The organism is Variovorax sp. Soil_C_19, from assembly GCF_057657255.1.
This window is the reverse complement of the sequence record NZ_JBDGIV010000009.1, coordinates 12,234-34,812: the sequence shown is the minus strand read 5'-3', so window position 1 is coordinate 34,812 and position 22,579 is coordinate 12,234. Positions and strand designations below refer to the sequence as shown.

At 69.6% G+C, this 22,579-nt stretch carries 25 protein-coding genes and 1 tRNA gene; 15 read left to right on the top strand and 11 right to left on the bottom strand.

What is annotated here, in order from left to right; translation table 11 throughout:
* Positions 1-9: 9 nt before the first annotated feature.
* Entirely contained in the window at positions 10-789 is a 780-nt protein-coding gene (locus tag AC3A6R_RS17935) for an enoyl-CoA hydratase (RefSeq protein WP_487862428.1), read from the top strand.
* On the opposite strand, the gene AC3A6R_RS17930 is transcribed toward AC3A6R_RS17935, so the two are convergent.
* Complete coding sequence (locus AC3A6R_RS17930; RefSeq protein ID WP_487865088.1) at positions 776-1,747, bottom strand: hypothetical protein; 972 nt, start codon at positions 1,745-1,747, stop codon at positions 776-778. The genes AC3A6R_RS17935 and AC3A6R_RS17930 overlap by 14 nt on opposite strands.
* Positions 1,744-2,424 (bottom strand): sigma-70 family RNA polymerase sigma factor, encoded by a 681-nt coding sequence (locus AC3A6R_RS17925; protein WP_487865087.1) that lies wholly within the window; start codon positions 2,422-2,424, stop codon positions 1,744-1,746. The genes AC3A6R_RS17930 and AC3A6R_RS17925 overlap by 4 nt, the downstream gene beginning before the upstream one ends.
* Before the next feature lie 144 nt (positions 2,425-2,568).
* On the opposite strand from AC3A6R_RS17925, the gene AC3A6R_RS17920 reads away from it, so the two are divergent.
* A tRNA-Met gene (locus AC3A6R_RS17920) sits at positions 2,569-2,645 on the top strand.
* 210 nt (positions 2,646-2,855) lie between these two features.
* On the opposite strand, the gene alkB is transcribed toward AC3A6R_RS17920, so the two are convergent.
* On the bottom strand, positions 2,856-3,518 hold the full coding sequence (gene alkB, locus AC3A6R_RS17915) for a DNA oxidative demethylase AlkB (protein ID WP_487865086.1): 663 nt from the start codon (positions 3,516-3,518) through the stop codon (positions 2,856-2,858).
* A 1-nt stretch (position 3,519) separates the two neighbouring features.
* Positions 3,520-4,953: an aminotransferase-like domain-containing protein gene (locus AC3A6R_RS17910; protein WP_487865085.1), complete on the bottom strand. Its 1,434-nt coding sequence runs from the start codon at positions 4,951-4,953 to the stop codon at positions 3,520-3,522.
* A 97-nt stretch (positions 4,954-5,050) separates the two neighbouring features.
* Here AC3A6R_RS17910 and AC3A6R_RS17905 point away from each other — a divergent pair, with 97 nt between their 5' ends.
* Positions 5,051-5,773: a c-type cytochrome gene (locus AC3A6R_RS17905; RefSeq protein WP_487862423.1), complete on the top strand. Its 723-nt coding sequence runs from the start codon at positions 5,051-5,053 to the stop codon at positions 5,771-5,773.
* Positions 5,770-7,059 carry a c-type cytochrome gene (locus tag AC3A6R_RS17900; RefSeq protein WP_487862422.1) on the top strand — a complete coding sequence of 430 codons (1,290 nt, stop codon included), beginning with the start codon at positions 5,770-5,772 and terminating at the stop codon, positions 7,057-7,059. Before AC3A6R_RS17905 ends, AC3A6R_RS17900 begins: the two co-directional genes overlap by 4 nt.
* A 19-nt stretch (positions 7,060-7,078) precedes the next feature.
* Here the strand turns inward: AC3A6R_RS17900 and AC3A6R_RS17895 are convergent, their stop codons facing one another.
* The 3 genes from AC3A6R_RS17895 to ruvB all read right to left on the bottom strand — a co-directional run bounded on the left by AC3A6R_RS17895 (position 7,079) and on the right by ruvB (position 10,067).
* A complete protein-coding gene (locus tag AC3A6R_RS17895) occupies positions 7,079-7,948 on the bottom strand; it encodes a UDP-2,3-diacylglucosamine diphosphatase (protein WP_487862421.1) in 870 nt (289 codons plus the stop codon).
* 94 nt (positions 7,949-8,042) lie between these two features.
* Complete coding sequence (dmeF, locus tag AC3A6R_RS17890) at positions 8,043-8,993, bottom strand: CDF family Co(II)/Ni(II) efflux transporter DmeF (RefSeq protein ID WP_487862420.1); 951 nt, start codon at positions 8,991-8,993, stop codon at positions 8,043-8,045.
* A gap of 9 nt (positions 8,994-9,002) precedes the next feature.
* On the bottom strand, positions 9,003-10,067 hold the full coding sequence (gene ruvB, locus AC3A6R_RS17885) for a Holliday junction branch migration DNA helicase RuvB (RefSeq protein ID WP_487862419.1): 1,065 nt from the start codon (positions 10,065-10,067) through the stop codon (positions 9,003-9,005).
* An 86-nt stretch (positions 10,068-10,153) separates the two neighbouring features.
* On the opposite strand from ruvB, the gene AC3A6R_RS17880 reads away from it, so the two are divergent.
* From AC3A6R_RS17880 to AC3A6R_RS17855, 6 genes are read left to right on the top strand one after another with little or no spacing between them, the layout of a single operon-like run.
* Positions 10,154-10,789 (top strand): CDP-alcohol phosphatidyltransferase family protein, encoded by a 636-nt coding sequence (locus AC3A6R_RS17880; protein WP_487865084.1) that lies wholly within the window; start codon positions 10,154-10,156, stop codon positions 10,787-10,789.
* Positions 10,786-12,582, top strand: coding sequence for a bifunctional alpha/beta hydrolase/class I SAM-dependent methyltransferase (locus AC3A6R_RS17875; RefSeq protein WP_487865083.1), 1,797 nt, complete (start codon positions 10,786-10,788; stop codon positions 12,580-12,582). Before AC3A6R_RS17880 ends, AC3A6R_RS17875 begins: the two co-directional genes overlap by 4 nt.
* A gap of 7 nt (positions 12,583-12,589) precedes the next feature.
* Entirely contained in the window at positions 12,590-13,954 is a 1,365-nt protein-coding gene (locus AC3A6R_RS17870) for a phosphatase PAP2/dual specificity phosphatase family protein (protein WP_487865082.1), read from the top strand.
* On the top strand, positions 13,947-14,387 hold the full coding sequence (locus AC3A6R_RS17865) for a hypothetical protein (protein ID WP_487865081.1): 441 nt from the start codon (positions 13,947-13,949) through the stop codon (positions 14,385-14,387). Before AC3A6R_RS17870 ends, AC3A6R_RS17865 begins: the two co-directional genes overlap by 8 nt.
* A complete protein-coding gene (locus AC3A6R_RS17860; RefSeq protein WP_487865080.1) occupies positions 14,384-15,109 on the top strand; it encodes a lysophospholipid acyltransferase family protein in 726 nt (241 codons plus the stop codon). The genes AC3A6R_RS17865 and AC3A6R_RS17860 overlap by 4 nt, the downstream gene beginning before the upstream one ends.
* Complete coding sequence (locus tag AC3A6R_RS17855; protein ID WP_487865079.1) at positions 15,106-16,062, top strand: phosphatidate cytidylyltransferase; 957 nt, start codon at positions 15,106-15,108, stop codon at positions 16,060-16,062. Before AC3A6R_RS17860 ends, AC3A6R_RS17855 begins: the two co-directional genes overlap by 4 nt.
* 12 nt (positions 16,063-16,074) lie before the next feature.
* Here AC3A6R_RS17855 and ruvA read toward each other — a convergent pair whose 3' ends face one another.
* Positions 16,075-16,647: a Holliday junction branch migration protein RuvA gene (ruvA, locus tag AC3A6R_RS17850; protein ID WP_487862412.1), complete on the bottom strand. Its 573-nt coding sequence runs from the start codon at positions 16,645-16,647 to the stop codon at positions 16,075-16,077.
* A gap of 20 nt (positions 16,648-16,667) precedes the next feature.
* Here ruvA and AC3A6R_RS17845 point away from each other — a divergent pair, with 20 nt between their 5' ends.
* From AC3A6R_RS17845 to AC3A6R_RS17835, 3 genes are read left to right on the top strand one after another with little or no spacing between them, the layout of a single operon-like run.
* Positions 16,668-17,621 (top strand): PhoH family protein, encoded by a 954-nt coding sequence (locus AC3A6R_RS17845; protein WP_487865078.1) that lies wholly within the window; start codon positions 16,668-16,670, stop codon positions 17,619-17,621.
* A 1-nt stretch (position 17,622) separates the two neighbouring features.
* Positions 17,623-18,087, top strand: a complete 465-nt coding sequence (gene ybeY, locus AC3A6R_RS17840) for an rRNA maturation RNase YbeY (RefSeq protein ID WP_487862410.1) — start codon at positions 17,623-17,625, stop codon at positions 18,085-18,087.
* A gap of 2 nt (positions 18,088-18,089) precedes the next feature.
* Positions 18,090-18,719 (top strand): class I SAM-dependent methyltransferase, encoded by a 630-nt coding sequence (locus AC3A6R_RS17835; protein WP_487865077.1) that lies wholly within the window; start codon positions 18,090-18,092, stop codon positions 18,717-18,719.
* A gap of 19 nt (positions 18,720-18,738) precedes the next feature.
* Here AC3A6R_RS17835 and dtd read toward each other — a convergent pair whose 3' ends face one another.
* Positions 18,739-19,179, bottom strand: coding sequence for a D-aminoacyl-tRNA deacylase (gene dtd / locus AC3A6R_RS17830; RefSeq protein WP_487865076.1), 441 nt, complete (start codon positions 19,177-19,179; stop codon positions 18,739-18,741).
* Positions 19,176-20,090, bottom strand: a complete 915-nt coding sequence (locus AC3A6R_RS17825) for a cation diffusion facilitator family transporter (RefSeq protein ID WP_487865075.1) — start codon at positions 20,088-20,090, stop codon at positions 19,176-19,178. The genes dtd and AC3A6R_RS17825 overlap by 4 nt, the downstream gene beginning before the upstream one ends.
* A 153-nt stretch (positions 20,091-20,243) precedes the next feature.
* Between AC3A6R_RS17825 and AC3A6R_RS17820 the strand changes: the two genes are divergently transcribed.
* Together AC3A6R_RS17820 and AC3A6R_RS17815 are read left to right on the top strand one after the other, a co-directional pair.
* The gene (locus AC3A6R_RS17820; RefSeq protein WP_487865074.1) at positions 20,244-20,729 is read left to right on the top strand and encodes a FecR family protein; all 486 of its coding nucleotides are present in this window, start codon (positions 20,244-20,246) and stop codon (positions 20,727-20,729) included.
* Entirely contained in the window at positions 20,726-21,343 is a 618-nt protein-coding gene (locus AC3A6R_RS17815; protein WP_487865073.1) for an OmpA family protein, read from the top strand. The genes AC3A6R_RS17820 and AC3A6R_RS17815 overlap by 4 nt, the downstream gene beginning before the upstream one ends.
* Here the strand turns inward: AC3A6R_RS17815 and tyrS are convergent.
* On the bottom strand, positions 21,340-22,572 hold the full coding sequence (tyrS, locus tag AC3A6R_RS17810) for a tyrosine--tRNA ligase (protein WP_487865072.1): 1,233 nt from the start codon (positions 22,570-22,572) through the stop codon (positions 21,340-21,342). The genes AC3A6R_RS17815 and tyrS overlap by 4 nt on opposite strands.
* Between the last annotated feature and the right edge of the window lie 7 nt (positions 22,573-22,579).

The following is a 22,579-nucleotide window of genomic DNA, read 5'->3' as shown; positions in this document are numbered from 1 at the left end:
GGAGACACCATGAGCTACGAAAACATCGACGTGCGGACCGAAGCAGGCAAGGTCGGCATCGTCACCCTCAACCGTCCGAAGGCGCTCAATGCGCTGAACGACGCGCTGATGACCGAGCTGGGCCACGCGCTCAAGGCCTTCGATGCCGACGACGCGATCGGCTGCATCATCATCACGGGCAGCGAGCGCGCGTTCGCGGCCGGCGCCGACATCGCGGCCATGGCCAAGTACAGCTTCATCGACACCTACAAGGGCGACTACATCACGCGCAACTGGGAAACCATCCGCTCGATCCGCAAGCCGGTGATCGCCGCGGTGAGCGGTTTCGCGCTGGGCGGCGGCTGCGAGCTCGCGATGATGTGCGACTTCATCATCGCGGCCGACAACGCCAAGTTCGGCCAGCCCGAGATCAAGATCGGCGTGATCCCCGGCGCGGGCGGCACGCAGCGCCTGCCGCGCGCAGTGGGCAAGAGCAAGGCGATGGACATGGCGCTCACCGCTCGCATGATGGACGCGGCCGAGGCCGAGCGCGCCGGGCTCGTGAGCCGTGTGGTGCCCTACGACAAGCTCGCCGACGAAGCGCTGGGCGCCGCGCTGGTCATTGCCGGCTATTCGCAGATCGCGGTGATGGCGGCCAAGGAATCGGTCAACCGCGCCTTCGAGAGCGGCCTCTCCGACGGCGTGATGTTCGAGCGCCGGCTGTTCCACGCGCTGTTCGCCACGCAGGACCAGAAGGAAGGCATGGACGCCTTCCTGGCCAAGCGCCAGCCCGACTTCAAGAACGCCTGAGCGCTGCGCGCAGCACCGCGAGCGCCGGCGCGGGCGGCGTGCCGACGAAGCTGGCGCCGCCCTGCGGGGCCGTCCAGCGCACCTGGTCGCCCGCGATCTCGAGCACCGCGAGCAGCTGCGCGTCCGCGTGCAGCTCGATCTGCGCCTCGACCGGCGCAGCCAGCGCGCTGCCCGGCAGGACGGCCGAGCGCGCGACAGCGTTCACCAGTGCCGCCAGACCTTCGGTGTCACCGCGTGCCTCTCGCACGGCCTGACCGCCGGCCATCCAGTTCAGCGAGGTCCAGCGGTCGAGCGCTGCGAACGAAGGCGCACGCGCCGGCGCGGCGGCCGGCGCTGGTGCGGCTTTGCGTGCGACCAGGGCCTGGCGCGAGGCGCCTGAAGCCTCGGCCTGCATCGCCTGTTCTGGCGCTTGCGCGCGCGCCGGGGCGGATTGCCGCGCGGGCGACGTGCTGCGCTCCGGCTCGATCGCAGCGCGGTCCGACGCTGCCGCGGAAGGTGCTGGCTCATGTGCTGGCTCGGTCCGTCGCTGCGCTGCTTCTGTTTCGAGCCGGCTGCGCGCGGCCTCCGGTGCAGGTGCAGGTGCAGGTGCAGGTGTTGGTGCCGGCGCAGGGGCCTGCGCGACACGCGCCTCCCCGTCCAGCCGCGCATCGGGCACCGGCTCGCGCTGCCAGAGCACCGTGACGAAGGTCGCCACGAGCACCGTGGCAAAGGCCGCGTTCCACGGCATGCGGTTCTTCGCGTCGCCGCCGCCACCGAGCCAGCGGCGCCACCAGGGGATGGCAGCGGCAGGCGCCGCCGATGGCGCGGACGCAGGCGCAAGGTTGTGCGCCATCTTGCGGATCGCATCGCGGGTGCGGGGGTCGGGCAATGCCTCGCGATCGGGCGCATGGTCGAGCGCGCGGCGCAACGCGGGATCGCGCAGTGCGTCGTCGTCGTCGCGGGGGCCGGCGGCGGTCATGCGCCCTGCTCCAGCACCGACAGGTAGCGCGCCATGCAGGTGCGCAGTTTCTGCAAGCCGTAGCGCAGCCGGCTGCGCACGGTCTCAAAGCCGATCTGCAGGCTGGCCGCGAGCGCTTCGACGGTCATGCCGTCCTCGTGGTGCAGCAGGAAGGCGGCGCGTTGCTCGGCCGGCAGTTCGTCGAGGCAAGCCAGCAGGCGCCGGCCCGCGGCGCGCCAGAACGCGAGCTCCTCGGCCGAGGGATGCGCCCCGGCGTGGCCGGCCGCGGCGCGCACGCCCCGGTCGAGCATCGGCACCGCGCCGTGGTCGCTGTCGTCGTCGCCACCGTGTGCATCGTCGAGCGCCACTTCGCGCCCGCTCACGCGCAGCCGGTCCATGGCAAGGTTGTGGGCAATCGTGAAGGCCCAGGTGCGCCAAGCCGCGCCCTGCGGCGAGAAGCTCTCGCGCGCGCCAATGATCCGCACCCAGGTGTCCTGGAACACCTCGTCCGCCTGCGACGCCAGCCGTGCACCGAGCAGCCGCTTGACGAAGCGGAACAGCCCGGCCTCGTGGCGCGCATAGAGCACGTCGAAGGCCGCGCCGTCGCCGCGCGCGTAGGCCAGCATCAACTGGTCGTCGGGCATGGCTTCGCGCTCGTTGGCGGCTTGGGCGGAAGGGGCGCGGGGCAGCGCGGACATGGGCGGATTGTCACCCGGGCTTGTACGGGCGGCGGCGGGCAACGGGGTTGGGCGGCTCAAAAGAACCGCGGCGCGCGGGAGGGCTTGATCAGGGGGCTGCAGCCTGCGCTATAATCTTGGGCTCGGTGCAGCACTGTGCCGAACGGCTCTTTAGCTCAGTCGGTTAGAGCGATGGAATCATAATCCACAGGTCCGCGGTTCGAATCCGTGAAGAGCCACCAACACCCAAAAGCCCTAAGTAGATCAACTACTTAGGGCTTTTTTTCATGCCCGCCGGCCGGCAGTTTTCCCCTGCTCCGCCGGCTGCCTGTTCCGCAGGCAATGTGGTGCGAACCCGCGCCAGTGCTGGCATTGGGCACCCCGTTCCTCAGACAACCCACAGAGTTGTGCACAGAAAACCGGAACAACTCATCCAAGTCGAAACCGCGGCTTCACCCGGCCTTGCGAAACGTCAAATTGATGCGCCGGCTGCCCAGCAGCGGATGCGGCCGGTCGGCCAGCGGCAGCACGCCGTGGTAGCGCAGCCGGTCGGGGCCGCCCCAGACCACCACGCCGCCGTGCGCGAGCGGAACGCGCGCGGGCTTGTCGCCGCGCGCGAGGCCGCCGAAGAGAAAAACGGCCGGCATGCCGAGCGAGACCGAGACGATGGGTGCGGCGTAGTCGCGCTCGTCCTTGTCCTGGTGCAGCGACAGCCGCGTGCCGGGTTCGTAGCGATTGACCAGGCAGGCGTCGGGCGCAAAGCCGTCGAAGCCCGCCTCGGCGGCCGCCGCGGCGGCAAGCCGCTCGAAGGGCTCGGGCATCGGCGGCCAGGGATCGCCGGTCTGCGGATCGTGCTCGCCGTAGCGGTAGCCGCGCCGGTCCGAGATCCAACCGAGCCGGCCGCAGTTGGTCATGGCCACCGACATGGTGAAGCCGCCGGGGGTCACGAGGTGGCGGAACGGGGCGCGCTGCGCGACGGCCTCCAGCGCAGGGAGCAGTTCGTCCACGAACGGCAGCGCGAACCCGCGCAGCACGAAGGCGCCGGGGCCGAGCGCCTGTTTCCCGCGCGGTGGTTCGGCTTCGGGCGCGTCGTCGAAAAGATCGCGCGTGGTCATGTCAGGGCGCCGCCTTGCCGGCGGCTTCGGCCACGAGGCGGCCGAGGGTTTGCATCGCCTTCTCGCTCTGCGCATTCCACGCATGGCCGTAGTTGAGGCGCAGGCAATGCGCGAAGCCGCGCGTGGCCGAGAAGATCGGCCCGGGCGCGACGCTGATGCCGAGCTCGAGCGCCTGCCGGTGGATCGCGAGCGCATCGACCTGGGCCGGCAGCTCGACCCACAGGAAGTAGCCGCCGAGCGGCCGCGTGGCGCGCGTGCCCGCGGGAAAGTAGCGGCCCAGCGCCTGCGAGAAGCTTGCCTGCTGCACGGCCAGCACCTGGCGGAGCTTGCGCAGGTGCTTGTCGAGGCCGCCCTTCTCGAGGTAGCCGGCCAGCGCGAGCTGCGAGGGCACCGAGGTGCTGAGCGTGGTCGTGAGCTTGAGCCGCGCCACCGCGCGCGCGAAGCGGCCGGCCGACGCCCAGCCGATGCGGTAGCCCGGTGCAAGGCATTTCGAGAACGAGCTGCAATGCAGCACCAGCCCCTCGGTGTCGAAGGCCTTGGCCGGTGGCGGGCGGCGGTCGCCGAAGTAGAGCTCGGCATAGACGTCGTCCTCGATCAGCGGCACCGCATGCCGCGCGAGCAGTTCGACCAGGGCCTTCTTCTTCGCATCGGGCATGAGGCTGCCGAGCGGATTCTGGAAGGTGGTCATGAGCCAGCAGGCGCTTGGGCGGTGCGCCGCGATGGCGAGTTCGAGCGCATCCAGGTCGATGCCCTCGCCCGGGTGCGTGGACACCTCGATCGCGCGCAGGCCCATGCGCTCGAGGGCCTGCAGCGCCGCGTAGAAGGTCGGCGATTCGACGACGACTGCATCGCCGGGCCGCGTGACGGCCGCGAGGCAGAGGTTCAGCGCCTCGAGCGCGCCGTTGGTGACGACGATCTCGTCGACCGGCACCTGCATGCCGTCGCCCAGGTAGCGCAGCGCGATCTGGCGGCGCAGGGCCGCGCTGCCGGGCGTGAGGTCGTCGACGGTGCGCCAGGGGTCGAGCGACTTGGCGCTCGCGGCCATGAACTGCCCCAGCCGCGCGAGCGGAAACAGCAGCGGGCTCGGGAACGCCGAACCGAACGGCACCACCTGGCGCGACATGCTGGCTTCGAGGATCTCGAACACCTGGTCGCTCACGTCGAGCGATCTCGGTCCGCCCGCGGGGCGCGAGGTGAGGTTGGCCTCGGGCGGGACATCGCGCCCGCCGCCGCCGGTGACGTAGTAGCCCGAGCGGTCGCGCGCACGCACGAGGCCGCGCGCCTCGAGCAGGTAATAGGCCTGGAACACGGTCGACGCGCTCACGCCGCGGCTTTCGCCGGTGTGCCGCACCGAGGGCAGGCGGTCGCCGGTCTTGAGGGTGCCGCCGCGGATCGAGGCCTCGATGTCGGCGGCAAGGGCTTCGTAGCGCTTCATGGAAAAGATGGGGCTTGGGCCACGACTTTATCTGCGCCGGTGATTTGCGCCGGATCTGCATCTGTTTTTTCACGCCGGCTTGGTGCACAGTCGATGCATGTCCTATTTCATGCGCGCGGCAAGCGCGGCTCTCGTGCTGCTGCTCGGGCATGGCAGCGCTGGCGCAGCACCCCTCGAAAGCCCCCCTCTCAACGACATGGAACGCCGCGTGGCCGCCTGCATCGCCTGCCACGGCCGCGTCGGCGCCACGAGCAACGCCGGCTACTTTCCGCGCCTGGCGGGCAAGCCCGCGGGCTACCTGTTCAACCAGCTGCGCAGCTTCCGCGACGGCCGGCGCTTCAATGCCGACATGCGCTACATGGTGCAGCACCTCACCGACGACTACCTGATGGAAATGGCGACCTACTTCGCCAACCTCGACCTGCCCTATCCGCCGGTGCCTCCGACGAGCGACGCCACGCCCGCACAGCTCGAACGCGGCCGGCAGCTGGCGCTCGAGGGCGATGCGGCGCGCCGCATCCCGGCTTGCGTGCAATGCCACGGCGCGGCGCTCACGGGCGTGCAGCCGGCCATCCCGGGCCTGCTCGGCCTGCCGCGGCTCTATGTCTCGTCGCAGCTCGGCGCCTGGCTCACGAGCGATCGGCATGCGCTCGCGCCCGACTGCATGGCAGAGATCGGCCGGCGCATGACGACGGCTGACGTCAATGCCGTCGCGAGCTGGCTCGCGGTGCAGCCCATGCCAGCCGATCCGAAGCCCGCCGCCGCGCTGCCCGCCCCGCTGCCGATGGCCTGCGGCGGTGCCGAAGCGAGGCACCCATGAAGTGGCGCCACCTGGGATGGGCGCTGCTGGTGCTGGCCTTGCTGGCCGGCGCTGCGGCCGGCGGCATCGTGGCGCTGAACCTGCGCGGCGAAGACCCGCTGCCGGCGCAGGCCGAAGAGAATTTCCAGGCGACACCGCAACGCGTGGAGCGCGGGCGCTACCTGACGCTGGCAGGCAACTGCGCCGGCTGCCACACGACGGCCGGCGGCCAGGCCTATGCGGGCGGGCTGGCGATCGAGACGCCGTTCGGCGCGATCTATTCGAGCAACCTCACGCCCGACGCCGAAGCCGGCATCGGCGGCTGGAGCAGCGCGCATTTCTGGCGCGCGATGCACAACGGCCGCAGCAAGGACGGCCGGCTGCTGTATCCCGCGTTTCCGTACCCGAACTTCACGCAGGTCACGCGCGAGGACTCGGATGCGATCTACGCCTACCTGCAGAGCCTGCCGCCCGCCGCGGTGCCGAACCGGCCCCACAGGCTGCGCTTTCCGTACGACACGCAGGCGGCGCTGGCGGTGTGGCGGGCGCTCTCGTTCAAGCCCGAGACCTTCGTGCCCGATGCGGGCAAGCCCGCCGAGTGGAACCGCGGTGCCTACCTGGTGGGCGGCCTGGGCCACTGCATCGCCTGCCACGGCCCGCGCGATTCGCTCGGCGCCACGCAGACGGCGCTGGGGCTGTCGGGCGGGCTGATCGCGGGCGAGGGCTGGTATGCGCCGTCGCTCACCGATCCGCACGAAGCCGGCGTTACCGACTGGCCGGCGGCCGACGTGGTCGCGCTGCTCAAGACCGGCGTGGCGCCGCGCGGCTCGGTGATGGGACCGATGGCCGAGGTGGTGTTCCGCAGCACGCAGCACCTGAACGATGCCGACCTGGCCGCGATGGCCAGCTACCTCAAGGACCTGCCCGGCGCGCCGGCACAGCCCGCCACCGCGCCCGCCGCAACCGCCTCCGTGCGCCGCGACGCCACGACGATGGCGCGCGGCGAGCGCATCTACGACCAGCGCTGCGCGTATTGCCACGGCGACCAGGGCCAGGGTTCGCCGGGCGCGTTTCCGGCGCTCGCAGGCAACCGCGCGGTGAACATGGCACAGCCGACGAACCTGATCCAGGTGATCGCCCATGGCGGCTACCTGCCGGCCACGACGGGCAATCCGCGCCCCTACGGCATGCCGCCGTTCGGGCAGGAACTCGATGCATCGGACGTGGCGGCGGTGCTGACCTTTATCCGCGGATCGTGGGGCAACGACAGCGCCCCAGTGACCCAGCTCGACACGATGCGACGCTGAGCGCAGCTCTTTGTTGGCTTCAGGCCACCGCCGGCTCGCGCGGTGCGCCGGCCTTCACCGGCACCGGCATGTGCTGTGCCCAGTCGATGATCTCGAGCGTGCCGTCGGCATGCTCGGCCAGTGCGGTGAGGCTCTCGACCCAGTCGCCGTCATTGCAGTAGAGGATGCCGTCGATGTCACGCATCTCGGCATGGTGGATGTGGCCGCAGACCACGCCCTGCACGCCGCGCTTGCGGGCCTCGCGCGCGACGGCGCTTTCGAAGTCGCCGACGTAGCTCACGGCGCGCTTGACCTTGCCCTTGAGGTATTTCGACAGCGACCAGTACGGCAGCCCCATTCGCGCGCGCAGCGAATTGAGATAGCGGTTGAGCTTGAGCGTGAACTCGTAGAGCGAATCGCCCACGTGCGCGAGCCACTTGGCGCACTGGATCACGCCGTCGAACAGGTCGCCGTGGATGATCCAGAGCTTGCGGCCGTCGGCGGTCTCGTGGATCCACTCCTCGGCTACGTCGATGCCGCCGAAGTTGTGGTTCAGGTACTTGCGCGCGAACTCGTCATGGTTGCCCGGAATGAAGATGACGCGCGTGCCCTTGCGCGCCTTGCGCAGGAGCTTCTGGATCACGTCGTTGTGTGCCTGCGGCCAGTACCAGTTCCGCTTGAGCTGCCAGCCGTCGATGATGTCGCCGACCAGGAACAGCGTCTCGCACTCGGTGTGCTTCAGGAAGTCGAGCAGCGCCCGGGCCTGGCAGCCGGGCGTGCCCAGGTGCAGGTCGGAGATCCAGAGCGTGCGATAGCGCAGCGGCGCCCGCGCGGGATCGTCGTCCTCCGGCTCGGGGCCCAGGGTCGCGGTGTCGCGCCATGCGCGAAGGAAAGCGTCGTCGCGTTGCATGGACGGGTAGGCTCCCACCGCGGCGTGACCGCGCGATGGCGCTGGCGTGACGTTTTGGTGACGTGTGTGCTGGCGGCAACGCCGCCGCGCTCAGCTAGCTTTTGCAGCGCTGGATCTCGACGGTGGAGTGACGGATTTCCTCGTGCATCGAGAAGCAGGCCCGCACCTCGTCGGCCGAGAGCGTGGGCGAGTGCGTCACCACGGTGAGCGCGCAGGCATAGGCCTCGCGGCCGACGCGCCAGACGTGCAGGTCGGCCACGCGGGTGTGCGAATCGGCCAGCATCGTCTCCACGCCGTCGCGGATCTCCGCGGTGACCGGATGGTCCATCTCGCGGTCGAGCAGCACCTTGCCGGTCTCCTTCAGCAGGCCCCTGGCCCAGATGGACACCAGCACCGCGCCGACGATGCCCATCAGCGGGTCGAGCCAGGACCAGCCGAAGAACCATCCGCCGAGCAGCGCCGCGATCGCCAGCACCGAGGTGGCGGCATCGGCCACCACATGCAGGTAGGCGGAGCGCAGGTTCAGGTCGTGGCCATGTTCATGGCCGTGATCGTGGCCGTGCGCATGGTCGTGGCCATGCCCGTGGTGGTGCGCCGCCCCGAGCAGCCGCGCGCAGACCAGGTTGACCACCAGCCCGAGCACCGCCACCGCCACGGCTTCGCGGTAGTGGATGACCGAAGGCGACAGCAGGCGCTCGATCGAGCCCACGACCATCAGTGCGGCCACGCCCAGCAGCATCAGCGCGCTCGCGAAGCCGCCGAGCACCTCGATCTTCCAGGTGCCGAACGCAAAGCGCGGGTCGCGGGCGTAGCGCCGCGCGGCCGCATAGGCGAACGCGCTGAGCCCGATCGCCAGCGCATGCGAGCTCATGTGCCAGCCGTCGGCCAGCAGCGCCATGGAGTTGAACCACCAGCCCGCGCCGATCTCGACCACCATGGCCGCGAAGGTGATCCACATCACGAGCCGCGTACTGCGCTCGGCCGATTCGTTGCCGGCGCCGAAATGGTGATCGTGCTGCCAGGCGCTCAGGTCATGGGTATGCATGGGGAAATCTCAGATGCCAAACAGGTCTTGCCCTTCGGCGCGGCTCGAGGGCGGGGTCACGCCGAGATGGCGGTAGGCCGCCAGCGTGGCGATGCGCCCGCGCGGCGTGCGCTGCAGGTAGCCCTGCTGGATCAGGTAGGGCTCGATCACGTCCTCGATGGTGTCGCGCTCCTCGCCGATGCTGGCCGCCACGTTGTCCAGCCCCACCGGGCCGCCGTCGAAGCGATGGATGACGGCCTCGAGCAGCTTGCGGTCCATCAGGTCGAAGCCCTGCGGATCGACGTCGAGCATGGCGAGCGCCTTGTGGGCGATGTCTTCGGTGATGCGGCCGTCGCCCTTCACCTCGGCATAGTCGCGCACGCGCCGCAGCAGGCGGTTGGCGATCCGCGGCGTGCCGCGCGAGCGGCGTGCGATCTCGAAGCCGCCCGTTTCGTCGGTCTCGACCTTGAGCAGGCTGGCGCTGCGGCGCACGATGCGCGCGAGTTCCTCGGGCGTGTAGAACTCCAGCCGCGCAACGATGCCGAAGCGGTCGCGCAGCGGGTTGGTGAGCATGCCGGCGCGCGTGGTGGCGCCCACCAGCGTGAAGGGCTGCAGGTCGAGCTTGATGCTGCGCGCCGCGGGGCCCTCGCCGATCATGATGTCGATCTGGTAGTCCTCCAGCGCGGGATAGAGGATTTCCTCGACCACGGGGCTCAGGCGGTGGATCTCGTCGATGAAGAGCACGTCGTTGGGCTCGAGGTTGGTCAAGAGGGCCGCAAGGTCCTTGGGCTTCTCGAGCACCGGGCCGGAGGTCTGGCGCAGGTTCACGCCGAGTTCGGCCGCGATGATGTGCGACAGCGTGGTCTTGCCGAGGCCGGGCGGGCCGAACAGCAGCACGTGGTCGAGCGCTTCCTTGCGCTTGCGCGCCGCGCCGATGAAGATTTCGAGCTGCTCGCGCACCTTGGCCTGGCCGACGTATTCGTCCAGCAGCTTCGGGCGCAGCGCGCGCTCGATGGCCTCTTCCTGCGGCGAAGCCGGGGCGGCGGACACCACGCGAGGCGGGGCGGGGGCGAAATCGTCGGTCTGGATGGTCATTGAATAGAGGTCTGCGAAGTCAAGTTTAGTGCCTGCCACACTGGCAGAATGCTCCGGCCACATCACAAGCGAGGAGAAGCCTGCACGTGTCGATCTACGAACTGAAGCCGCGCTTCCAGGCGCTGCTGCGGCCGCTGGTGGTACGGCTGCACGCGCTGGGCGTGACCGCCAACCAGGTCACGCTTGCGGCATGCGCGGTGTCGGTCGTGCTCGGGCTCTGGCTTTTCTTCGCGGCGACCTCGCTCGCCGCCTTCGCGCTCGTTCCGGCCTGGATGGCCGTGCGCATGGCCTTCAACGCCGTCGACGGCATGCTGGCGCGCGAGCACGGGCAGCAAAGCCGGCTCGGCGCCTTTCTCAACGAACTGACCGACGTGGTCTCCGACGCCGCGCTGTACCTGCCGTTCGCCCTGGTGGCGCCGTTCAGCCCATTCTGGGTCGGCACGGTGATCGTGCTGGCCGGGCTCAGCGAATTCGCCGGCGCGCTCGGGCCCACCGTGGGCGCCTCGCGCCGCTACGACGGCCCGCTCGGCAAGAGCGACCGCGCCTTCGTGTTCGGCGCGCTCGGGCTCTACGTCGCTCTCGGCGGGCCGCTGCCGGGCTGGACGGCCTGGCTCATGCCGGTGCTGGCGCTGCTGGTGGCCTGGACCGTGGCCAACCGCGTGCGGCGCGCCCTGGCCGAGGCCGAAACGGCCCCGTCCCCCCAAACAACAAGGAATCAATGACCGAACCCCTCCACGACACGACGCCTTTCGCCGTGACGCACCGGCCGCTGGCCGAACACCAGTTCCGCACGCACGACGGCGAGACGCTGTTCTACCGGCACTGGCCCGCCACGGGCGGCGGTGCGCGGCGCGGCGCGATCGTGCTGTTCCACCGCGGCCACGAGCACGGCGCGCGCATGGCGCACCTGGTCGACGAGCTCGACCTGCCCGACTTCGACTTCTTCGCCTGGGACGCGCGCGGCCACGGCCGCTCGCCCGGCCAGCGCGGCTACAGCCCGAGCTTCGCCACCTCGGTGCGCGACGTGCAGACCTTCGTCCAGCACATCGGACGGTCGCACGGCGTGGCCGAGGCCGACATCCATGTGGTGGCGCAGAGCGTGGGCGCGGTGCTCGTCGCCACCTGGGCCCACGACTACGCGCCCAGGGTGCGCGGGCTCACGCTGGCCTCGCCGGCCTTCAAGGTCAAGCTCTACGTGCCGTTCGCGCGGCCCGGGCTGGCGCTGATGCACAAGCTGCGCGGGCTGTTCTTCGTCAACAGCTACGTGAAGGCGAAGTTCCTCACGCACGACCCGGAGCGCATCGCGAGCTACGAGAACGATCCGCTCATCTCCAGGCCCATCGCGGTCAACATCCTGCTCGGGCTGTACGAGGCGGCCGATCGCGTGGTGGCCGACGCGCAGGCGATCACGCAGCCGGTGCAGCTGCTGATCTCGGGCGCCGACTGGGTGGTGCACCACCAACCGCAGCACCGCTTCTTCGAGCGGCTGGGCAGCGCGGTCAAGAGCAAGCTGGAACTGCCGGGCTTCTTTCACGACACGCTCGGCGAGCGCGACCGCGCGCCGGCGGTGCAGGCGATCCGCGCGTTCGTGCTGCAGCTGTTCGACGAGGCGCCGGCGCCGGTCGACCTGCGCGCCGCGCACCTCGCCGGCCCGACCGCCGACGAGTCGCGCGCGCTCGCCGAGCCGCTGCCGCCGCTCTCGCCGCGCGGGCTGTACTGGTCGCTCACGCGCGCGGGACTGCGCTTTGGCGGCAAGGTGTCCGATGGCGTGCGGCTCGGCCACGACACCGGCTTCGACTCGGGCAGCACGCTCGACTACGTCTACCGCAACCAGGCGCGCGGCAAGGGCGCGCTGGGCCGCACGATCGACCGCAACTACCTCGACGCCATCGGCTGGCGCGGCATCCGCCAGCGTAAGGTCCACGTCGAGGAGCTGCTGCGCATCGCGATGGAGCGGCTGGCCGAGATGCACCGCGAGGTGCGCCTGATGGACATCGCCGCGGGCCACGGCCGCTACGTGCTCGACGCGGTGGTGGCGAGCCCGATCAAGGCCGCGTCGGTCCTGCTGCGCGACTACAGCGAAATCAACGTACGCGACGGCCGCGCGCTGATCGCCGAGAAGGGGCTGGAGGACGTTGCGCAGTTCGTGCAGGCCGACGCCTTCGACCGCCTGAGCCTCGCGAGCGTGGTGCCGCGGCCGACGCTGGCGGTGGTGTCGGGCCTGTACGAGCTCTTTCCCGACAACGAGATGGTGCAGCGCTCGCTCGCGGGCGTGGGCGATGCGGTGGAAGACGGCGGCTACCTCGTCTACACCGGACAACCCTGGCATCCGCAGCTCGAGATGATCGCGCGCGCGCTCACGAGCCATCGCCAGGGCGAGGCCTGGGTAATGCGCCGCCGCACGCAGGCCGAGATGGACCAGCTGGTAGAAGAAGCGGGCTTCCGCAAGATCGACCAGCGCGTGGACGAGTGGGGCATCTTCACCGTCTCGCTCGCGGTGCGCACCGGCCACTGAACCCGCCATGCGCGCCTGGTTCGCCGCAAGACCGTGGAAGCGGGCCGCCGCATGGCTTGCGGTGCTGGGGCCGCTGTTCTACCTGACCTACGGCCTTGCGAACTGGTGGGCCACCACGCGCGCCCAGGTGCCGTCGGTGGTCTTCGACTGGGAGCGGCAGGTGCCGTTCTGGCCCTGGACGATCTTTCCGTACTGGACCATCAACGTCTTCTACGCGCTCTCGCTGTTTCTCGCGCGCGACCGCCACACGCTCGACCGCCATGGCGCCCGGCTCCTCACGGCCACGCTCGTGGCCTGCAGCTGCTTCGTGCTCTGGCCGCTGCACTTCAGCTTCGGGCAGCCCGCGGTAGCGGGCGCACCGGCCTTCCTGTTCGAGGCGCTGCGCGGCTTCGACCAGCCCTACAACCAGGCGCCGTCGCTGCACATTGCGCTGGCGGTGATCCTCTGGGACTGGTACCGCCAGTTCGTGCGCGCGACGTGGGCGCGGTGGGTGCTGCATCTTTGGGCCTTCGCGATCTGTGCCTCGGTGCTGACCACCTGGCAGCACCACTTCATCGACATTCCGACGGGCGCGCTGCTCGGCCTGTTCTGCATCTGGCTGTGGCCGCTTTCGCGCACGGTGTCGATGCCGCGCGCCTGGCGCCTCGCACGCGATCCGCAGCGCTGGAAGCTCGCGGGCTTCTATGCCGCGGGCGCACTGGCGTGCCTGGTGCTGGCACTGTGGCTCGGCGGCTTCGGGCTGTGGCTGGCGTGGCCGGCTGCTTCGCTCGCGCTGGTGGCGCTCAACTACGCCGGGTTCGGCGCGCGCGGGTTCCAGATCGACGGCCGTGGGCGCATGGGCTGGGCCGCACGCTGGCTGTTCGCGCCCTACCGGCTCGGCGCGGCCGTCAACGCCTGGCTCTGGACGCGCAGGCTGCCCGCCGCGGCGGAGGTGGTGCCGGGACTCTGGCTGGGCCGCGTGCCATCGCCGGACGAATGGGAAGCCGCCGGCCGCCCGCGGCTCGTGAGCCTGTGCGCCGAGCTGCAACTGCCACCGGCGCTGCCGCATGCGCGCTGCGTGCCGATGCTCGACCTCGTCGCGCCGCCCACGGCGCGGCTGCGGCGTGCGGCGGCCGTCATCGAGGGGCAGCGGCGTGCGGAGCCGGGCGCACCGGTGTGGGTCTGCTGCGCCCTCGGCTTTTCGCGCAGCGCGGCCGCGGTGATCGCCTGGCTCGGCGGCCATGGCGACGCGGGCGGCATGGCGCAGGCCGAGGCCGCGGTGCGCCGCGCGCGGCCGCAGATCGTGCTGCGGCCGGCCTGGTTCGTGGCGCTCGCGCCGCTCGACGCGGCGCCCGTCACCCTCACCGCCCCGGGCGCACCGCCCCATGAATGACGCCGACCGCGCCACCTGCAGCGCGCTCGCGGGCCTGCTGCGCGCGGGCGGCGTGCTCGCGGCATGGGGTTTTGCACTGACCGCGATCTCGGCCCTGGTGCTCGCGCTCACGCTGCGCTCGCTGCCTGCCACGCCGGGCTTGGCCTTCGGGGCCGTGGCGATCCTCGGCGCGCTCGAGCGTTATTTCGCGTTCCGGCTGCGGCTCGACCGTGCGCTGTTCGACGACCTCGCGCGCGGCGCCATCGCATCGCTCGACGCGCTCGACCAGGCCCTCGACCGGCTTGGCCTGCGCACCGCCAGCGCTACCACCACCGCGCGGCCGCTGGGCGACCGCGTGCTGGGCACCCGCCAGCTGCTGCAGCGCCACGCCATCGTGGTGGCCTGCCAGAGCGCGCTGTTCCTGCTCGCCCTCCTGACACAGGACTTCACTTGAACGACGACGCAATCCCCTCCCCTTCTTCCTCCGCGGGCGGCATCGTGCGCCGCGCGCTCGCGCTGGTGGCCGGCAAGCTGATCATCGGCGCGGCGGGCCTCTTGACCGGCGTGCGCGCGATCTGGTCGGGCACGAGCCCCAGGGCCGAGCAGACGCTCTACTTCGCCAACCACACGAGCCACGGCGACTTCGTGCTGCTGTGGGCAACGCTGCCGCCGGACCTGCGCGCGCTCACGCGGCCGGTGGCGGGCCTCGACTACTGGATGGCCTCGAAGCTGCGGCAGTTCATCGGCCGCGACGTGTTCAACGCGCTGATGATCCGGCGCGACGGCACGGGCCAGGGCGAGAACCCGGTCGAGCAGATGAAGGCCGCGCTCGATGCCGGCGATTCGCTCATCATGTTTCCCGAGGGCACGCGCAACACCGGCGACGAGATCCTGCTGCCGCTCAAGAGCGGCCTCTACCACCTGGCGCGCGCCTGCCCCGATGTGCGGCTCGTGCCGGTCTGGATCGAGAACCTGAAGCGCGTGTTGCCCAAGGGCACGCTGGTGCCGATCCCGCTGGCCTGCACCGTGCGCTACGGTGCACCCCTCGTGCTGGGCGAGGACGAGGACAAGGCGAGCTTTCTCACGCGCGCCCGCGCCGCGATGCTCGACCTGCAGCCCGAATACGACCGGACCGACAGCAGCACCACGGAAAACGCCACCGGGAGCGCCGCATGATCGACCTCCCGCCCTTCGCGCAGACCACGATGCAACTCTTCGGCGGCGTGCTCGGCGTGCTGCTGCTTGCCTCGGCCATCGGCGCCGCGCTGAAATGGCGCGTGGCGCACGGCCAGCCCCATTCGGTGATCGACAACCTCAATGCGCGCGTCAACGCCTGGTGGGTGATGGTCGCGGCGATCGGGCTGGCGTTCGCCTTCGGCAAGGGCGGCGTGATCGTGTTGTTCTACCTGATCTCGTTCTATGCGCTGCGCGAGTTCATCAGCCTGGCCTACACGCGCCGCGGCGACCACCATGCGATCGCGGCGGCGTTCTACATCGGCCTGCCGGTGCAGTATTTCCTGGTGTGGATCGAGTGGTACGGCCTCTATTCGATCTTCATTCCGGTGTATGCCTTCCTGGTGCTGCCGATCCTCGCTGCGGTGGGCGGCGACACGCAGCGCTTTCTCGAACGCACCTCGAAGATCCAGTGGGGCCTGATGGTGTGCGTGTTCTGCATCAGCCACGTGCCCGCGCTGCTCACGTTGCAGATTCCGGGCTTCGAGGGCCGCAACCTGCTCTTGATCGCCTTCCTCGTGATCGTGGTGCAGGGCAGCGACGTGCTGCAGTACGTGTGGGGCAAGCTCTTCGGCAAGCGCAAGGTCGCGCCCGAGTTGTCGCCGTCCAAGACCTGGGAGGGCCTGGTCGGCGGCGTCGCGAGCGCCACCGCGCTCGGCGCCGCGCTCTCGTGGGCCACGCCGTTCAATCCCTGGCAGGCGGCGCTGATGGCGCTGATCGTCTGCCTCATGGGCTTCTTCGGCGGCCTGGTCATGTCGGCCATCAAGCGCGACCGCGGCGTGAAGGACTGGGGATCGATGATCGAGGGCCATGGCGGCATGCTCGACCGGCTCGATTCGGTGATCTTCGCGGCGCCGGTGTACTTTCATGCGCTGCGCTACTGGTGGGTGCCTTGAAGGCTTCAAAGCCTATTTGGCAAGCGCCTTCAGCGCGAGCTTGATGCCTTCGCTCACGCTCGCGTCCTTGGGCAGCGCCTTGAGCGCCAGCGCCGCCTCCTTGTCGCTGTAGCCGAGCGCGATCAGCGCCTGCAGGATGTCGGCCTGCGCATCGCTCGCCGCGTGGGCCGGCAGGCCGATGTCGGCGCCGAGCTTGCCCTTGAGCTCGAGCAGCAGCCGCTCGGCGGTCTTCTTGCCGATGCCCGGGATCTTCACGAGCCGGCCGAGCTCCTGCGTGGTGATGGCCTGCGACAGCTCGCCCACGCTCATGCCGGAGAGCACGCCGAGCGCGGTGCGCGGGCCCACGCCCGTGATCTTGATGAGTTGCCGAAACGCCGCACGCTCCTCGGCGCTGCCGAAACCGTAGAGAATCTGCGCGTCCTCGCGCACCACGAAATGCGTGAGCAGCGACACCTTCGTGCCGACGTTCGGCAGGTTGTAGAACGTGCTCATCGGCACGTCGACCTCGTAGCCGACGCCGTTGCAGTCCACGACCACCTGGGGCGGATTACGCTCCGCCAGGATGCCGGTGAGTTTGCCTATCATGGGAGCCCTTTTTCCTTGAAATGTCCGGCGTGATTCTGCGACACACCTTCTCCCCGCCCAACAACACGCGCCTCGGCCACCTCTGCGGCCCGCTCGACGCGCACCTGCGCCGCATCGAGGAAGCCTTGGGCGTGAAGATCGCGCACCGCCACGAGCAGTTCAAGATCGACGGCCCCAAGGCGGCCGCGCAGCGTGCGATGGACGTGCTGCAGGCGCTCTACGAGATCGCCCAGCGCCCGATCGACCCCGCCGTGGTGCAGCTCACGCTGGCCGGCGACGGCTCGATGACGGGTGGCAACGAAGACGCGGCGATGCTCGTGACCCGGCGTACCGACCTGCGCGCACGCACGCCCACGCAGGCGCTGTACCTCGACAACATCGCCAAGCACGACATCACCTTCGGCATCGGTCCGGCCGGCACCGGCAAGACCTACCTCGCGGTGGCCTGCGCAGTCGATGCGCTGGAGCGCGCCGCGGTACAGCGCATCGTGCTCACGCGCCCGGCGGTGGAGGCCGGCGAGCGGCTCGGCTTCCTGCCCGGCGACCTGACGCAGAAGGTCGATCCCTACCTGCGCCCGCTGTACGACGCGCTCTACGACCTGATGGGCTTCGAGAAGGTGCAGAAGGCCTTCGAGCGCAACGCGCTCGAGATCGCGCCGCTGGCCTTCATGCGCGGGCGCACGCTCAACAACGCCTTCGTGATCCTCGACGAGGCGCAGAACACCACGCCCGAGCAGATGAAGATGTTCCTGACCCGCATCGGCTTCGGCGCCAAGGCCGTGGTCACGGGCGACGTGAGCCAGATCGACCTGCCCAAGCAACAGCTGAGCGGCCTGATCGACGCCGAGCGCGTGCTCAAGCGCGTCAACGGCATCGCGATCACGCATTTCACGAGCGTCGACGTGGTACGGCATCCGCTGGTGGCCAAGATCGTCGACGCCTACGACGGCCAGCGCAAGCGCGCGGGCGGCTGACATGGCGCTTCCCGCACTGTCGCTGTCACTGCAGTTCGGCCGCTTCCAGGGTGTCGAACGGCACCGCGCCGCATTGCCGCGCCATGCGGTGACACGCTGGATCCGACACGCGCTCGAGACCGACGGCGAGATCACGGTCCGCGTCGTCGATGCCGACGAGGGCCAGCGCCTGAACCGCGAGTTTCGCGGCAAGGACTACGCCACCAACGTGCTGACCTTCGACTACACCCAGCGCCCCCTGGTGATGGCCGATCTGGTGCTGTGCGCGCCGGTGGTCGCCGCCGAGGCGAAGGCCGAACGCAAGACGCTCGCCGCGCACTATGCGCACCTGCTCGTGCACGGCACGCTGCATGCGCAAGGCTGGGACCACGAGACCGGCGAGGCCGATGCCGAGGCCATGGAAGCACGCGAGATCGAGATCCTCGCGGGGCTGGGCATCCGCAATCCCTACCGCGGCGGGCGCTGAGCATGCTGCAGGGCACGCCCGACGACTGGCTGCCGCGCTGGCTGCCGCTGCTGCAGACGAGCGTGCAGGCCGCGGGCGGCGCGCCCGTGCTCGAACTCGGCTGCGGCACCGGGCGCGACACCGAGGTGCTGGCGGCGGCCGGACTGCCCGTGGTGGCGATCGAACTGCTGCCCACGCAGATCGACCAGGCGCGCGAACGCGTGCCGGCCGGCGCGGCTTTCCATCTGCAGGACCTGCGCGCGCCCTTCCCCGTAGGCGAACGCGCCCCGGGCGAGGTCGGTGCCGTGCTCGCAAGCCTGTCGCTGCACTATTTCAGCTGGCCCGAGACGCTCGCGCTCGCCGCGCGCATCCGCCAGGTACTCAGGCCGGGCGGGCTGCTGCTGTGTCGCCTGAATTCGGTGCAGGACGTGCACCATGGCGCCGGCGGCGACCATCCACGCATCGACCCGCAAGACCCGCATTTCCTGCGCGTCGACGGCTGGGACAAGCGCTTCTTCGATCGCGACGCCGTGGAACGGATGTTCGCCTCGGGATGGGAATGGATTGGGCTCGAGGAGCGCACCGTCATGCGCTACGAATTCCCCAAGGTGCTCTGGGAAGCGGCGCTGCGGCGCGCACCGGAACCCGCCTGACACCGGCCCGGCCGGCGCCTCAGTTCATCTGGATCGGGATCGTCACCGGTCCGTCGTTGACCAGGTGCACCTGCATGTCGGCGCCGAATTCGCCCGTGGCCACCACCGGATGCGCCGCGCGGGCCTGGGCCACGAAGTACGCATAGAGCCGCCGGCCCTCGTCGGGCGCCGCCGCCTGGGTGAAGCTGGGGCGGTTGCCGCCGCTCACGTCGGCCGCCAGCGTGAACTGGCTCACCACGAGCAGGCCGCCGCCGATGTCCTGGACGCTGCGGTTCATCTTGCCGGCCTCGTCGGAGAAGATGCGCAGTTTCAGCAGCTTGGCAAGCAGCCGGTCGGCCTGCGCCTCGCCGTCGCCGCGCTCGGCACACAGCAGCACGAGCAGGCCGGCATCGATTGCACCCACGACCTCGCCGCCGACTTCCACGCGTGCGCGCGCCACGCGCTGGACCACAACCTTCATGCGTTCTTCTCCTCGAGTCGGTTGGCGCGCGCCTCCATGCCGAGCGGCAGCAGCTGGATGGTCACGCGCAGGCCCGGCACGGCATCCATCAGCGCCTGCTCGAGCTGGTCGCGCATGGCCGCGGCATGCTGCAGCGTCCACTCGCCGGGCACATGCATGTGCAGGTCGGCAAAGCGGCGCTGACCTGCCTGGCGCGTCACCATGTCGTCGAAGCGCATGCGTGCGCCTTCGGGCTGGCGTGCGGCGAACCCGCCGAGCGTGGCCTGCAGCGTGGCGATGGTGTCGGCGTCCAGCGCCTCGTCCATCAGCCCCTGCGACGATCGCCACACCAGCTTGACGCCTTCGCGCACGATGTTGAGCGCCACGCCGATCGCCAACAGCGGATCGAGCCAGAGCCAGCCGCTGAAATGCACCGCGACGAGGCCGATCAGCACCGCGGCGGAGGTCCACACGTCGGTCATCAGGTGCCGCGCATCGGCTTCGAGCGCAATCGACCGGGGGGTGCGCGCCGCGCGGAACAGTGCAAACGCCAGCGCCGCGTTGAAGAACGAGCTGAGCACCGACAGCGCCAGGCCCCATCCCAATTGCTCGAGCGGCTGCGGTGAAAGCAGCCGCTCCACCGAGACCCAGAGGATCGCGGCCGCCGCGCCGACGATCAGGATGCCCTCGAATCCCGACGAGAAGTACTCGGCCTTGTGGTGCCCGTAGGGATGGTCTTCATCGGCCGGCCGAGCGGCGACCGTCACCATCGCCAGGGCGAACATCGCGCTGGCGAGATTGACGAACGACTCCATGGCGTCCGAGATCAGGCCCATCGAGTTCGTCAGGTACCCCGCCATCCCCTTCAGCAGGATCGTGGCCAGCGCCACGGCGATGGAAACACGCAGCAGGGTCGTCGGGGCGAGGTTCATGCGGAGGCGGGAGTGAGCGAAGCCACAAAGATCAACGAAATGCGGGAAAAGATCGCCAGCCGGCGTCGGATTATGGATGGATGGCACCGCGCCCTGGGGTGGATGCGCTTAACATTCTGAAATCAAAAGAACAACCGACGACAGGAAGCGGATATGAACAAAATCGTGAACGCCCTGGGGGCCCTGGCCATGTGGGGAATCGCCGCAGTGTCGCAAGCGCAGGCCCCGTCACCTGCGGCCGTCCCCCGCCCGGAGGTGCAGGCAGGCTTCGTGAAATCGGTGCGCGGCGACGTTCAGTTGCTCGGCCCCGGTGGCGCAACCCGTGCGGCCAGCGCAGGCGATGCGCTCGCGCCGGTGGACCGGATCGTGACCGGACCCGCTTCTTCTGCTTCGGTCGTGCTGCGTGACGACACGACGCTGGTGGTCGGCCCCTCGTCCCGGCTCGACCTGAAGGAGTTCCATTTCAACGCCACCACGCACGAAGGCGGCATGCTCGTCTCGCTGCTGCGCGGCTCCATGCGAATGATCACCGGCCTGATCGGCAAGCGGAACCCCGAAGCGGTCCGGGTCGAGACGCAGACCGCGACCATCGGGATTCGCGGGACCGACTTCATCGTGCAGACCGACGCCCAGCAATGATGCGGTTCGGCGCGCGCAACGTCGTCCTTTCTTTCCTGCTGACGGCCACCGTGCTGATCGTGGGGTGTTCGACGCCGCAGACCCGGGTGCTGCTGCTGCCCCAGGCGAACGGCCAGCCTTCGGCCGTCGTGGTGCGCATGAAGGACGCAGAGCAGGTTCTTTCCGAGCCCTACCAGCGCGCAACCGCTTCGGGCGGCGCCTCGGGCGCCGTGGCTGTCGATCAGGCCGACCCCGCCAAGGTGCAGGCCCAGTACAAGCCGCTCTTCGAGATGCGGCCACCCCCGGCGCAGCACTACACGGTGTACTTCGAGCTCGGGGGCACCACGCTCACGGCCGACTCGCAGCACGTCATCAACCAAGCGCTGATCGCGGCCCAGACCCGCAGCGGAAGCGATATCGTGGTGACCGGGCACACCGACACCACCGGGCCGCTCGAACAGAACGACCTGCTCTCCCGGCGCCGTGCCCAGGAAGTGGCGCAGCTCTTCATCGAAAGGCAGTTTCCGCCCGCGCGCATCGAGGCCGTGGGCCGCGGTGAACGGCAGCTCGCCGTTCCCACGCCCGACGAGACGCACGAACTACGCAACCGGCGCGTGACGATCGAGGTTCGTTAGGAGAGGGTCACCCGCGCGAACTTGCGCTTGCCGACCTGCACGACGTAGCTGCCTGCGGGCAGCTTCAGCGCCTTGTCGCTGACCACCACCGAATCGACCCGCACGCCGCCCCCGTCGACCAGCCGGTTGCCTTCAGAGGTCGAAGGCGCGAGCCCCGCCTGCTTGAGCAGTTGCGCAATGCCGAGCGGCGCGCCCGAAAGGGCCACCTCGGGAATGTCGTCGGGCACACCGCCCTTGCTGCGGTTGATGAAATCCTGTTCCGCCGCGTCGGCTGCCGCCGCGCTGTGGAAGCGCGTGGTGATTTCCTTGGCCAGCGCCACCTTGGCGTCCTTGGGATTGCGCCCGGCCGCGACCTCGGCCTTGAGCGCCTCGATCTGCGCAAGCGACTGGAAGCTCAGCAGCAGGTACCAACGCCACATCAAGTCGTCGGAGATCGACAGCACCTTGGCGAACATGGTGTTGGCGTCTTCGCTGATACCGATGTAGTTGTTCTTGCTCTTGGACATCTTCTCGACGCCATCGAGCCCCTCCAGCAGCGGCATAGTAAGTATGCACTGCGGCTCCTGGCCGTATTCCTGCTGGAGATGCCTGCCGACCAGCAGGTTGAATTTCTGGTCGGTGCCACCGAGCTCGAGGTCGCTCTTCAGCGCCACCGAGTCGTAGCCCTGCATCAGCGGGTAGAGGAACTCGTGCACCGAGATCGACTGGCCAGCCTTGAAGCGCTTGTTGAAGTCGTCGCGCTCCATCATGCGCGCCACGGTGTACTTGGCCGCGAGCTGGATCATGCCGCGGGCGCCGAGCGGGTCGCTCCATTCGGAGTTGTAGCGGATCTCGGTCTTCTCGGGGTCCAGGACCAGGCTGGCCTGCTTGTAGTAGGTCTGGGCGTTGGCCTCGATCTGCTCTCGGGTCAGCGGGGGCCGCGTGCTGTTGCGGCCGGACGGGTCACCGATGGTGGTCGTGAAATCCCCGATCAGGAAGATCACCCGATGGCCCAGGTCCTGGAGCTGGCGCATCTTGTTGAGCACCACCGTGTGGCCGACGTGGATGTCCGGCGCGGTCGGGTCCATGCCCAGCTTGATGCGCAGCGGGGTCCCCGTGGCCTCCGAGCGCTGCAGCTTGCGCACCCACTCGTCTTGCGGCAACAACTCGTCAGCGCCCCGGAGGGAGATTTCGAGCGCTCGTCTTACACCATCAGAGAGGTCGGCGGATGTAACAGATTCGGCTTTCATAGGCTTT